This is a genomic window from Streptomyces sp. NPDC056479 (assembly GCF_042795335.1).
Taxonomy (GTDB): domain Bacteria; phylum Actinomycetota; class Actinomycetes; order Streptomycetales; family Streptomycetaceae; genus Streptomyces.
This window is the reverse complement of record NZ_JBHTRZ010000007.1, coordinates 91,559-104,026: the sequence shown is the minus strand read 5'-3', so window position 1 is coordinate 104,026 and position 12,468 is coordinate 91,559. Positions and strand designations below refer to the sequence as shown.

General features: G+C 68.4%; 13 protein-coding genes. 1 reads left to right on the top strand and 12 read right to left on the bottom strand.

Annotation, left to right across the window (positions count from 1 at the left end; translation table 11 throughout):
- Positions 1–33 precede the first annotated feature (33 nt).
- The 10 genes from atpE to rpmE form a co-directional block, all read right to left on the bottom strand.
- The gene (atpE, locus tag ACFQ6S_RS26790; RefSeq protein WP_024884520.1) at positions 34–264 is read right to left on the bottom strand and encodes an ATP synthase F0 subunit C; all 231 of its coding nucleotides are present in this window, start codon (positions 262–264) and stop codon (positions 34–36) included.
- A 76-nt stretch (positions 265–340) separates the two neighbouring features.
- Positions 341–1,162, bottom strand: coding sequence for a F0F1 ATP synthase subunit A (gene atpB / locus ACFQ6S_RS26785; protein WP_383414779.1), 822 nt, complete (start codon positions 1,160–1,162; stop codon positions 341–343).
- A gap of 225 nt (positions 1,163–1,387) precedes the next feature.
- Complete coding sequence (locus tag ACFQ6S_RS26780; protein WP_383414776.1) at positions 1,388–1,834, bottom strand: hypothetical protein; 447 nt, start codon at positions 1,832–1,834, stop codon at positions 1,388–1,390.
- 317 nt (positions 1,835–2,151) lie between these two features.
- Entirely contained in the window at positions 2,152–3,483 is a 1,332-nt protein-coding gene (locus ACFQ6S_RS26775) for an MraY family glycosyltransferase (protein WP_383414772.1), read from the bottom strand.
- Positions 3,484–3,623: 140 nt separating this feature from the next.
- Positions 3,624–4,862 carry a serine hydroxymethyltransferase gene (gene glyA / locus ACFQ6S_RS26770; RefSeq protein ID WP_383414770.1) on the bottom strand — a complete coding sequence of 413 codons (1,239 nt, stop codon included), beginning with the start codon at positions 4,860–4,862 and terminating at the stop codon, positions 3,624–3,626.
- A 74-nt stretch (positions 4,863–4,936) separates the two neighbouring features.
- Positions 4,937–5,617 carry a protein-tyrosine-phosphatase gene (locus tag ACFQ6S_RS26765; protein WP_383414767.1) on the bottom strand — a complete coding sequence of 227 codons (681 nt, stop codon included), beginning with the start codon at positions 5,615–5,617 and terminating at the stop codon, positions 4,937–4,939.
- Positions 5,614–6,261, bottom strand: a complete 648-nt coding sequence (locus ACFQ6S_RS26760) for an L-threonylcarbamoyladenylate synthase (RefSeq protein WP_383414764.1) — start codon at positions 6,259–6,261, stop codon at positions 5,614–5,616. The genes ACFQ6S_RS26765 and ACFQ6S_RS26760 overlap by 4 nt, the downstream gene beginning before the upstream one ends.
- A 52-nt stretch (positions 6,262–6,313) precedes the next feature.
- A complete protein-coding gene (gene prmC / locus ACFQ6S_RS26755; protein ID WP_383415848.1) occupies positions 6,314–7,153 on the bottom strand; it encodes a peptide chain release factor N(5)-glutamine methyltransferase in 840 nt (279 codons plus the stop codon).
- Between the two features lie 89 nt (positions 7,154–7,242).
- Complete coding sequence (gene prfA, locus ACFQ6S_RS26750) at positions 7,243–8,319, bottom strand: peptide chain release factor 1 (RefSeq protein WP_383414762.1); 1,077 nt, start codon at positions 8,317–8,319, stop codon at positions 7,243–7,245.
- 103 nt (positions 8,320–8,422) lie between these two features.
- Entirely contained in the window at positions 8,423–8,641 is a 219-nt protein-coding gene (gene rpmE, locus ACFQ6S_RS26745; protein ID WP_356589154.1) for a 50S ribosomal protein L31, read from the bottom strand.
- Positions 8,642–8,793: 152 nt separating this feature from the next.
- Between rpmE and ACFQ6S_RS26740 the strand changes: the two genes are divergently transcribed.
- Positions 8,794–9,261 carry a hypothetical protein gene (locus ACFQ6S_RS26740; RefSeq protein ID WP_383414759.1) on the top strand — a complete coding sequence of 156 codons (468 nt, stop codon included), beginning with the start codon at positions 8,794–8,796 and terminating at the stop codon, positions 9,259–9,261.
- Between the two features lie 23 nt (positions 9,262–9,284).
- On the opposite strand, the gene ACFQ6S_RS26735 is transcribed toward ACFQ6S_RS26740, so the two are convergent.
- Together ACFQ6S_RS26735 and ACFQ6S_RS26730 are read right to left on the bottom strand one after the other, a co-directional pair.
- A complete protein-coding gene (locus ACFQ6S_RS26735) occupies positions 9,285–10,421 on the bottom strand; it encodes an LCP family protein (RefSeq protein ID WP_383414756.1) in 1,137 nt (378 codons plus the stop codon).
- A gap of 208 nt (positions 10,422–10,629) precedes the next feature.
- Complete coding sequence (locus tag ACFQ6S_RS26730) at positions 10,630–12,441, bottom strand: trypsin-like serine protease (RefSeq protein ID WP_383415845.1); 1,812 nt, start codon at positions 12,439–12,441, stop codon at positions 10,630–10,632.
- Positions 12,442–12,468: the final 27 nt, after the last annotated feature.

The following is a 12,468-nucleotide window of genomic DNA, read 5'->3' as shown; positions in this document are numbered from 1 at the left end:
TTTCGTCTAGTCGGCTGGTTGTGGATCCGCAGATCACTTGCCGTAGACGAACGGCATGACCAGACCGATGAGGGCGAGCGCCTCACAGAAGGCGAAGCCGAGGATCTGGTTGGCGCGGATCAGGCCGGCAGCTTCGGGCTGACGGGCCAGGGCCTGGGTGCCGTTACCGAAGATGATGCCGACGCCGACGCCGGGACCAATGGCAGCAAGGCCGTAGCCGATGGAGCCGAGCGAGCCGGAAACAGCGGCAAGGGTCTGGGACATGCCAGTTCTTCCTTTTCTGTACGGACCGGTGGGGGTTGGCCACCGGACGTCTGCGGGGGTGGAGAGGGGCGGGCGCTCAGTGGTGCTCGGCGAGCGCGCCCTGAATGAAGGTGCAGGTCAGAAGCACGAAGACGTACGCCTGCAGTGCCTGGATGAACAGCTCGAAGGCCGTCATGACGATGACCATGATGAACGAGACACCCGCATAGGCGATCCCGATGCCGTTCAGCAGGTACCAGCTGGCGATCGTGAAGAGGAGCAGCAGTGTGTGACCGGCGAACATGTTCGCGAAGAGTCGCACCGCGTGCGTGAACGGCCGGACGAGCAGGTTCGAGAAGAACTCGATCAGCATGGCCAGCGGCAGGACCGGGCCGAGCGACTTGTCATAGCCGGTGAAGTTCTTGAGGGCACCAACGAAACCGTGACGCTTGAAGGTCAGCGAGACCCACAGAACATAGACGATCAGCGCCAGGCCTACCGGGTACGAGATGATCGCTGTGACCGGGAACTGGGCGATCGGGATGATCGACCAGAGATTCATCATCCAGACGAAGAAGAACAGCGAGACGATCAGCGGTACGTACTTCTCGCCTTCCTTCTTACCGATCGTCTCGTAGACGATCCCGCGCCGGACAAAGTCATAACCGGCCTCGGCCACCATCTGCAGCTTGCCCGGGACGACTTGCGGCTTGCGGAATGCCGCCCAGAAGAAGCCGATGATGACGACGGAGCCGAGCAGCGCCAGCAACATCGTCTTGTCGAAGTACACGTTGCTGGTTCCGTCGCCCCAGAGGGGCTCGAACAGGAACGAGTGCAGGCCGGGAGCCGGGAAGCCACAGCCGTCGAAGATGTGGCAGTCGGTCTCGAAGGCGAGCACCTGCGTCGGGTCAGCACTCACCGCGGGCTCCTTCAGCGTGGCGCATAGGTACGGCAACCTCGTTGTGTCGGCGCGGCGCGCAGCCGCGGTTCGGCACGGGACTGGTGTTACGGATGTGGGGGCGGCTGTGGGGCATCTCGCCTCGCGATTGAGCAGGCGTCAGCTCAGATGCCCGCGCCCGCGATGCCGCAGTTGGCACCGGACGATAGCAGGACTTCTCGAGCGCCTTTATCCCGCCCCTACCCCTCACGACGAGTGCCCCGTCTTTTCGGACCTGCCGTCCTTCGAGGAGGCGTCCGAATCGGGTTCTACGTAGAGGATCTTGGCCTTCATGTGGGCACGCGTCTGCATGGCGATCCACACGAGGGTGGTGCCGAGCAGCGTGAACGCGAAGACCCGCGGGTTGAACAGCGTCGTGTTCTGGAACGCGGCCATGAAGATGAACAGCAGCAGGATCTGCGCCGCGTACAGCATCAGACCCATTGCCTGGAACAGATGCGGAAGCGATTTGGCAGTGCGCTGAAGAACGTAGAGGCCGAGTCCCATGAACAGGATCACCACCACCGTCGCGACCACCGCCCCGATCGCCCCCTTGCCACCGGCGACCACTCCACTGACGACGGCGGCAATCGCGCCGGCGACGACTGTGGGTACAGCGGCCTGGAGCAGGGTGCGGGCGTCATTGGACGGCATGGCGGCAACTCCGCTTTCACGGTGGGGGCAGGGTGTCGTCATGGACGAGCGTAGTCCCGGGGGATGAGAGAACCTCACGCCGGTGGACCGTCGCACTTCGGTCCTTCGGCTCTGTCCCGGGGTTCTCGTGAACCGTATCACAAACTATTTGATGAGGTCTTTACCTGAGCGATGTGCTCGGTGTCACACATGAGAGTGACAGTGCGCGTCTGTGCAGGAACGCGGCCGACTTGTCTGGTATTGGGATGCTTCGCTCCCCCATGACTTGGCAATGCTCTAGTCAGATTCTTACCTTGGGAGCTCTCTTACCTTGACCGTCAGCGCGAGGTTCCGGCCTTGCGCCGGTCCAGCGGCCGCGAACGGCCGCCGATCGCGGTCGCCCCGTTGACGCGCGAGACACCGGCCGCGACCGGGGTGCGCGGCTCGTCCTCGTCCTCTTCCGACGCGGTCTGCGGTGTGGTGGCGCCGGGCTCGGCGGCTCCGCGCCGGCGATAGCGCGGCGGCACGAAGGCCTCGGCCCAGCGGGGGGTGCGTGGGGTGAAGCGCGGGAGGAGGAGCAGGAGCAGGCCGATGGCGCTGAGGAACACCACGCTCAGCACGATCCACATGGACGCCGAGTTCACTGAGTAGGCGAGCGCACCGAAGGCGATCAGCGCCGACCAGAAGTACATGATCAGCACCGCGCGGCTGTGGGAGTGGCCGATCTCCAGGAGGCGGTGGTGCAGATGGCCGCGGTCGGCGGCGAACGGGGACTGGCCGCGCCAGGTGCGGCGCACGATCGCCAGCACCAGGTCGGCGGCCGGGATCGCGATGATCGTCAGCGGCAGCAGCAGCGGGATGTAGACGGGCACCGTCTGGTGCACGGCCGCCTTCTCGGAGCCGGCGAACAGCTTCAGCGCGTCCGGGTCGACCTGTCCCGTGATGGAGATGGCGCCCGCGGCGAGGACCAGGCCGATCAGCATCGAGCCGGAGTCGCCCATGAAGATCCGCGCCGGGTGCATGTTGTGCGGCAGGAAGCCCAGGCACATGCCCATCAGGATCGCCGAGAACAGGGTGGCCGGGGCGGCGGCCTCGATGCCGTACGACACCCAGACCCGGTAGGCGTAGAGGAAGAACGCCGCCGACGCGATGCACACCACGCCCGCCGCGAGGCCGTCCAGGCCGTCGACGAAGTTGACCGCGTTGATGGTGATGACGACGAGCGCCACCGTCAGCAGGGTGCCCTGCCACTGGGTCAGCGCGACATTGCCGACGGTCGGGATCGGCAGCCACAGGATCGTCAGACCCTGCATGACCATGACGCCGGCGGCGATCATCTGGCCGCCCAGCTTGATCAGGGCGTCGATCTCGAACTTGTCGTCCAGGACGCCGATCAGCCAGATGAGCGCCGCTCCGGAGAGCAGCGCCCGCGGTTCGTTGGACTTCTCGAAGACCGTACTGAGGTTGGTCAGGTGGTCGGCGACCAGCAGGCCGGCGCACAGGCCGAAGAACATCGCGATCCCGCCGAGCCGCGGAGTGGGCTCCCGGTGCACGTCACGTGCCCGGATCTCCGGCATGGCTCCGGCCACGATCGCGAATTTACGTACCGGCCCTGTCAGCAGATACGTCACCGCGGCCGTGATGCAGAGCGTCAGCAGGTATTCACGCACGGGCTTCCCCACAAGTCTCGCTGGCCATCTCAGCCCCACACCCTAGCGACGTACGCATACGCGACGCATATGTGCGGGGACTTCCGGGTAGCGACGATGGTTGCACGTGTGGCTGTGTGCGCAGGGGCGTCTACCCCTCCTCACCCGGGATACGGCGGAAATCTACCGGTGAGCTCCCGCACATCTTCACGGGCCTTCTGACTTTCGGTCTCGCCTCGCAGCACACCCGACAGCGACGCGGCGAGCCACTCCATCTCCTCCTCCCCCATGCCCTGGGTCGTCACGGCGGCCGTGCCGAGGCGCAGGCCGCGGGCGTCGCCGTGCGGGAGGGCGCAGCAGTCCAGCACGATCCCGGCCGCGGCGAGCCGCCCGCGCGCCTCACGGCCGTCGACGCCCAGCGGCGCCGGGTCCGCGGTGATCAGGTGGGTGTCGGTGCCGCCGGTGGTGACGACGAAGCCCTGCGCCTCCAGCGCGGCCGCGAGGATCCGCGCGTTGGCGACCACCTGATGGGCGTACACGGCGAACGCCGGCGTGGCCGCCTCCCCGAAGGCAACGGCCTTGGCGGCGATGGTGTGCATCTGGGCGCCGCCCTGGGTGAACGGGAAAACGGCGCGATCCACGCGCTCGGCGAGGTCGGAGCCGCACAGGATCATGCCGCCGCGTGGACCGCGCAGCACCTTGTGGGTGGTGGCGCAGACCACATCGGCGTACGGCACCGGACTGGGCGCCGCTCCCCCGGCGACGAGCCCCATGGGGTGGGCGGCGTCGGCGATGAGATAGGCGCCCACCTCGTCGGCGATGTCGCGGAAGGCGGCGTAGTCGATGTGGCGCGGGTAGGCGATGGACCCGCACACGACGGCCTTGGGCCGGTGGTTGCGGGCCAGCGTGCGCACCTGGTCGTAGTCGATGAGCCCGGTCTCGGCGTCCACCCCGTAGCCGACGAAGTCGAACCAGCGGCCCGAGAAGTTGGCGGGCGAGCCGTGCGTGAGATGTCCGCCGTACGGCAGCCCGAGCGCGAGCACGCTGTCGCCGGGGCGCAGCAGGGCGGCGTATGCGGCGAGGACGGCCGAAGAGCCCGAGTGGGACTGGACGTTGGCGTGCTCGGCACCGAACAGCGCCTTGGCCCGCTCCACGGCGAGCCGCTCGGCGACGTCGACCATCTCGCAGCCGCCGTGGTAACGGGTGCCCGGATAGCCCTCCGCGTACTTGTTGGCCAGCGGGGAGCCGAGGGCCGCCAGCACGGCGGGCGAGGTGAAGTTCTCCGCGGCGATGAGCTGAAGCGTGGTCGACTGCCGGTCGAGCTCGCCGAGCAGGATGTCGGCGAGCTGGGGGTCCTGCCGGCGCAGGACATCGGCCTCGAGGGTATGGGTGACCGACATGGCGGGCTCCGGGCGTGCGTCGACGGTGACGTACGTCCAATGTAGGCCGGGGACGTCGGGGACGCCCTGTGTTGTTACGTCCTCGCGGGGACGCCCGTGAGCGCCGTCACCACCGGATCCAGTGCCTCGTGTATCTCGTCGCCCACCGACCGGAAGAACGTCAGCGGCGCCCCGTACGGGTCGTACACCTCGTCCGCCTCGGCCGTCGGCGCCAGGAGCCACCCGCGTAGAGCCGCCGCCGCGCGGACCAGGGCGCGTGCGCGCTGGACCACGCCGTCCTCCAGGGGAGGGAGCGTCGTGGGGTCTATGGCGCGGACCAGGCGGGTGAACTCCTTCAGGGTGAAGGTGCGCAGGCCCGCCGAATGGCCCATGGAGATGACCTGGGCGCGGTGGTCGCGGGTGGCCGTGAGGACGAGGTCGGCCATGATGACGTGCTCGTCGAGGAGCTCCCTGCCGACGAAGCCGGAGGCGTCCGCGCCGAAGTCGGCGAGGACCGTCTCCGCGTTGGATTCCATGGAGGCGCCCTCGTGGCCCCAGGTGCCCGCGCTCTCCACGATCAGCGAGCCGCCCAGCACTCCGAGCCGCTGCGTCACGAAATGACGCGTCAGCCGCTCGGTGATCGGCGAGCGGCACACGTTGCCGGTGCTGACGTGGAGGATGCGGAAGCTGTCGCGCGGCAGTCCGACGAATGTGGTCGTGATCTCCGCCGCGCTTTCCCCGTTGCCTATGCCACGCCCCGCGTCAGGGGCTGTCAATTCGCCACCTCGAGGTCGGGTACGACCTTCCGCAGGTCCTCAGCCGTGAGGGCACCCGCGCGGAGCAGCAGCGGCACCTCTCGCGTGACGTCGACGATCGACGACGGGACGTTGCCCGGAGTCGGACCGCCGTCCAGATAGACCGAGACCGAGTCGCCGAGCATCTCCTGCGCGGCGTCGCAGTCCTCCGGCGCCGGGTGCCCGGTGAGGTTCGCCGAGGACACGGCCATCGGGCCGAACTCGGTGAGCAGCTCGATGGCGACCGGGTGCAGTGGCATGCGCACGGCAACCGTGCCCCGGGTGTCACCCAGGTCCCACTGCAGCGACGGCTGGTGCTTGGCCACCAGCGTCAGCGCGCCCGGCCAGAACGCGTCGACCAGCTCCCAGGCCAGCTCGGAGAAGTCGGTGACGAGACCATGGAGCGTGTTCGGGGAGCCGATCAGGACAGGGGTCGGCATATTGCGGCCCCGGCCCTTGGCCTCCAGCAGATCGCCCACGGCCTCCTTGGAGAACGCGTCGGCGCCGATGCCGTACACCGTGTCGGTCGGAAGGACCACGAGTTCGCCACGGCGGACGGCGGACGCGGCCTCACGCAGACCGGTCGTGCGGTCGGTCGCGTCGTTGGTGTCGTATCGCCGTGCCATATCTAGCGGGCCTCCTCGTACACGTACTTCCGGGAAAGAGTCTGGGGCGTGGTCACGGCGTCGCCTTGCGCGCGGTCGCGAACCTCGGGCGGTTGTTCAGGTCGGGGTGGTCGGCCGCGTCGGCCCAGCCACGCTCCTCGGTGAAGATCCACGGCACCTGACCGCCCTGGGTGTCGGCGTGCTCGATGACAACGACGCCGCCGGGGCGCAGGAGACGGTGTGCCGTCCGTTCCAGGCCGCGGATGAGGTCGAGGCCGTCCTCGCCCGAGAACAGGGCGAGTTCGGGATCGTAGTCCCGCGCCTCGGGAGCGACGTACTCCCACTCGGTGAGCGGGATGTAGGGCGGGTTGGAGATGACCAGGTCGACCTGGCCGTCGAGGTCGCGGAAGGCGTCCAGGGCGTTGCCCTGCCGCAGGTCGACGCGCGAGCCCTCCACGTTCTTGCGCGTCCACACCAGGGCGTCCTCGGACAGCTCCACGGCGTGCACGCGCGAGCGCGGGACCTCCTGGGCGAGGGCCAGCGCGATGGCGCCGGAGCCGCTGCACAGGTCGACGATGCAGGGCTCGACGACGTCCATGGCGCGCACCGCGTCTATGGCCCAGCCGACCACGGACTCGGTCTCGGGACGGGGCACGAACACGCCCGGTCCGACTTGGAGTTCGAGATAGCGGAAGTACGCCCGCCCGGTGATGTGCTGGAGCGGCTCACGCTGCTCACGGCGGGCGATGACCTCCCAGTAGCGGGCGTCGAAGTCCGCGTCCTTCACGGAGTGCAGCTCGCCCCGCTTCACGCCGTGCACGAACGCGGCGAGCTCCTCCGCGTCGTTGCGCGGTGAGGGCACGCCGGCGTCCGCCAGCCGCTGGGTGGCCTGTGCCACCTCCGCGAGCAGCACGCTGCGGGGGCTCGGGGTTCGCCCCCCGGTGAATTGCTGCACGCAAGTCCTCCGTGTCGTACTCGTACGTGCGTACGTCCCTTACGTCGTTACGCAGCCGCCAGCTTCGCCGCCGAGTCCGCGTCGACACAGGCCTGGATCACCGCGTCGAGGTCGCCGTCCAGGACCTGGTCCAGGTTGTACGCCTTGAAGCCGACGCGGTGGTCCGAGAGGCGATTCTCCGGGAAGTTGTAGGTACGGATCTTCTCGGAGCGGTCGACGGTGCGGACCTGGCTGCGGCGGGCGTCGGCGGCTTCCCTCTCTGCCTCCTCCTGCGCCGCGGCGAGCAGCCTGGAGCGCAGGATACGCAGTGCCTGCTCCTTGTTCTGAAGCTGGCTCTTCTCGTTCTGGCAGGAGGCGACGACTCCGGTCGGGATGTGCGTGATGCGCACGGCGGAGTCGGTGGTGTTGACCGACTGCCCGCCGGGCCCGGAGGACCGGTAGACGTCGATGCGCAGGTCGTTGGGGTTGATCTCGACGTCGACCTCTTCGGCCTCGGGGGTGACGAGCACACCGGCCGCGGAGGTGTGGATACGGCCCTGGGACTCGGTCGCCGGCACGCGCTGCACGCGGTGCACACCGCCCTCGTACTTCAGCCGGGCCCAGACGCCCTGTCCGGGCTCGGTGGCACCGTTTCCGCCCTTGGTCTTCACCGCGACCTGGACGTCCTTGTAGCCGCCCAGCTCGGACTCGGTGGCGTCGATGATCTCGGTCTTCCAGCCGACGCGCTCGGCGTAGCGGAGGTACATGCGCAGGAGGTCACCGGCGAACAGGGCCGACTCGTCGCCGCCCGCGCCCGCCTTGATCTCCAGGATCACGTCCTTGTCGTCGCTGGGGTCGCGCGGGACGAGCAGCAGACGCAGCTTCTCCGTCAGCTCCTCGCGGGACTTCTCCAGCTCCTTGACCTCGGCGGCGAAGTCGGGGTCGTCGGCGGCGAGTTCCTTCGCCGTGTCGATGTCGTCGCCGGTCTGCTTCCAGGAGCGGTACGTGGCGACGATCGGGGTGAGCTCGGCGTAGCGCTTGTTCAGCTTGCGCGCGTTGGCCTGGTCGGCGAAGACCGACGGGTCGGCGAGCTTCGTTTCCAGGTCGGCGTGCTCACCGACGAGTTCCTCGACGGCCTCGAACATCTCAGGGCTCCTGTACTGCGGATGAAGGGGGAAGGCGGGCGACCAAAAACGCCGGTCCCGGCGCACTCCGAGGAGTGCGGCGTGGACCGGCGCTGGTAGCTCGCTACTTCTTGGCAGCAGCCTTGCCGAAGCGGGCCTCGAAGCGGGCCACACGGCCACCGGTGTCGAGGATCTTCTGCTTACCCGTGTAGAACGGGTGGCACTCGGAGCAGACCTCGGCACGGATGGAACCGCTGGAGATCGTGCTGCGGGTGGTGAACGACGCGCCACAGGTGCAGCTGACCTGGGTCTCGACGTACTCGGGGTGGATGTCGCGCTTCAAGGTGTCTCCTAGTTTCGGGAGGGCGCCGGGTCGCCGCCGCGGGATACGGGAGCGTGAACCGGAGCCGACGTACCAGTCTGCCAGGACTGGCGCCATCCCCCAAAACCGGGGTACGGCATCATCTATTCCCACGAGTGGAATCGGGGGCGGGGATGGGCTACGAACTGCGGGCGGTGATCGCCGGCGAGGAATTGCTGCGGACGATCGCGAGGGACTTGTCCGCCGCGGATACGGCTCTCGGCCAGGGCTTTTCCCTGATGCCGATGACGGACGACCTCTTCGACTCCGTCACGAGCGGCGACAGTGGCCGGGTCCTGGGGTTCTGGGGGCTGCCCGGACGGTTCGACCAGCGGCTCGCCGAGTGGTCGGCCGCCGGGCCCGTCGCCTTCGTGGAAGCCGACTACTTCGGTGGTGTGGGCGAGCAGCGGGCGGCCGTGTGGGACGGCGGCGCCCTCGAGCTGGGGCCACTGGGCATCTCGGAAGGCCAGCGCTTCCCGGCGGACGGCAGCCCGATCTCGCAGGCGTTGCGGCGACTGGGCGTGGCGGCGTCGGGCGGTGGCGACGAATTCGATGCCGTGCGGCTGGGTCGGCATCGGCGCTGCGAGGACTGGGCCGGCTGACCCGGCGCCAGGCCCCCCGTGACTCAGGAGCCCGTCACCACGCCGTTGGCGTCGCCCTTGGCCGTGTCTTCGGTTGCGCTCTTCGGGATCGGCTTGTCGTTCTTCAGGGCCGTCCACACCTGCTTGGCCTTCGCCTCGGCCACGATCACGCGGTTCGGGTCCGCCGGGTCGTACTGGACCGGCATCGTGACCATGTTCATGTTCTTGGAGCTGATGCCCTTGAGGCCATTGGCGAAGGACATGAGCTTGTTGACCGAGCCCAGGTCGGAGTCGGTCGTCACCGTCTTGGTGGCGGTGTTGGCCAGGTCGTACAGCCGCTTGGGGTTGCCGAAGAGGTTGATGTCCTTCATCTGCTCGAGCAGCGCCTTCATGAAGGCCTGCTGGAGCTGGATGCGGCCGAGGTCGGAGCCGTCGCCGACGCCGTGGCGGGTGCGGACCAGGCCGAGCGACTGCTTGCCGTTGAGCTGGTGGGTGCCGGCCTTGAGGTCGAGGTGGCTGTCGGGGTCCTTGATGTCCTTGGTGGTGGTGACCTCGACGCCGCCGAGCTCGTCGATCAGCGTCTGGAAGCCGCTGAAGTCGACCTCGAGATAGTGGTCCATGCGGATGCCGGTGAGGGACTCGACGGTCTTCACCGTGCAGGCGGCCCCGCCCGTGGAGTAGGACTCGTTGAACATCACGTCGGACGCGGCATCGTGCGTGTCGCCGTTGGTGTCGGTGCACTCCGGGCGGTCGATCAGGGTGTCCCGCGGGACGGAGACCACGCTGGCCTTCTTGTGGCCCTCGTAGACGTGCAGGATCATCGCCGTGTCCGAGCGGGCGCTGCCGTCGTCGGCGCCGCCGCCGAGCTCCTTGTTGCCCCCGGAGCGGGTGTCGGAGCCGAGGACGAGGATGTTCTCCGAGCCGTTGTCGACCTTTTTGGGCCGGTCGGTACCGAGGGCCTGGTCGATGTCGACGCTCTTGAGATTGCCGTTGAGCTTGAAGTAGAGATACCCGGCCCCGGTACCGCCCAGGACCACGATCCCGGCGGCGGTCCAGGCCATGACCCGCAGGCCCATGCGCTTCTCGCGGGGCCTGCGGCGGCGGCCCTTGCCGCGGTGGCGTGGACCGTTGGTCCCGTTGTCGCCCGGTATGCCGGGCTCTGGCGTGCTCTCGGCGGACACTCTGCTCCTCGGTTCTCGTCCCGGTCGGTTACCCCCTGCTTTCAGGGTCAGGCATGGCGCAAACGGCCCTTACCGCCCATCGTCACCCCGTCCGGTCAGACGGGGAAACCCGGGAAAGGGTTGCACAACGGACTGTGCCCACCGCCTGGGAGACGATGGGCACAGTCCGTAGTCGGCGATACCGGGTATGCCGGTCTCACCTGCGATTTCAGCCGAAGATGTCGTACTGCTTGAAATCGGTGCCGACGGACTTCGGTGTGGCAAAGATCTCGCTCGTGGCCTTTCCGGTGCCCGGGTACAGATAGAGCGTGCCGGAGGAGTTGCGGGCCAGGAAGTCGGCCTTGCCGTCGCCGGTGACGTCACCGACGGCGTCGAAGCCGGTGTACGTCGACCAGGTGCGCACCTTGATCCGGGTGGCGAAGGCGCCCGTGCCTGCCTTGCCGGTGCCCTTGAACAGGTAGATGTAGCCGCCGGACGAGCTGCGCGCGATCAGGTCGGTCTTGCCGTCGCCGGTGAAGTCGCCGTGGCCGCGCAGGGAGTTGTACTGGTTGAAGCCGGTGCCGGACTTCACCGGGCTGGCGAAGGTGCCGTTGCCCTTGCCCGGGTAGATCCACAGGGCGCCGGCGGAGTCGACCGAGAGCAGGTCGGGCAGGTAGTCGCCGGTGACGTCACCCGGTGCCACGATGCGGGTCCGGGTCTTCCAGTTGCTGAAGATGGTCTTGGTCGCCCAGGAACCGCTGGCCTGCACGTAGTGCGCCCAGAACATCGCCCCGTCGGAGCTGCGCCGGAACACCAGGTCCTGGTAGCCGTCCCGGTCGAGGTCGGTCTGCAGGACGAGGTTCACGCCGTTCCAGTCGCCCCAGGACTCGCGCGCGGCGAACGACGTGCCGTTGGAGTCCTTCGAGTAACCGGTCTTCGTGGAGGCGTTGCGCAGCCACATGTCGGCCCGGTGGTCACCGCTGATGTTGGTGTCGTCGACCCGCGGGTAGGCGGCACCGACATAGCTCGTGACCTTGGCGAAGACGCTGTACGCGCCCTTGGCGACACAGTCCTGGACACCCCAGGAGACGACGCCGGCGATCCGGCCGTTCACCACGAGCGGGCCGCCGGAGTCGCCGTTGCAGGCGGAGACCGTGCCACTGTCGCTGCCGGTGGCCGGCTTGCCCGCGCAGACCATGTGGCCCTTGACGAAGTCGCTGCCGTAGAAGCCCGTGCAGGTGCTGTCGGACTGGATCGGCAGCGTCGCCGACTTCAGCGACTGCGAGATGTCCTGGCTGGTGGAGCTGGTGCGGCCCCAGCCGTAGACCTTGGCGTTCGTCCCGGCGGCGTAGGAGGCGGTGTCGCCGGACGTCGTCATACGGATCGGCGTCGCCTTGACCGGGTTGGCCAGGGTGACGACGGCGATGTCGTTGTCGATCGTCGTCGCGTTGTAGGACGGGTGGTTCCACTGCCGGTGCGGCAGCGAGACGGTGCCGCCGTGCAGGTCGCTGTTGCCGGCCTCGTCGGTCGTGGGCAGCTGGTTGGTGCCGGTGACGACGGCGCCGTAGTTGTACCAGTCGTAGCCCTTCACGCAGTGCGCGGCGGTGAGGATCTTCGTCGGGGCGACGACGGCGCCCCCGCAGAAGAAGCCGAGGTCGTCGGCCTCGTCGGCGGTGCCCTGGTCGTCGTAGTACCAGAGCTGCGCCATCCAGGGCGCCGAGGTGATGCTGGTCGTGGTGCCGCCGATGACCATGGCGCCGGCGGTGGAGTCACCGGAGGAGCCGCTGGTGCTCGCGCCGTACGACGACTTCTTCGCCGTCTCCCCCGCGGTGTCGTCACCGTCGACGGCGCCCGCTACGCGCCGCTCCAGCTCGGCCAGCGAGGCCGAACTGGTGGCGGGCTTCACGGTGGGCTTGGGCAGGGCGGTCGCGGCTCCCGCGGACGAGGTCAGCAGCGCGGCGGCCACGGCCGCGGCGACGCCGGCGGCGGCGACGGGCAGCCCGAAACGTATCCGGCGTCTGTGACGACCGTTGCCGGACATGGTGGTGGTCAAGAAGTCCCCCCAGAG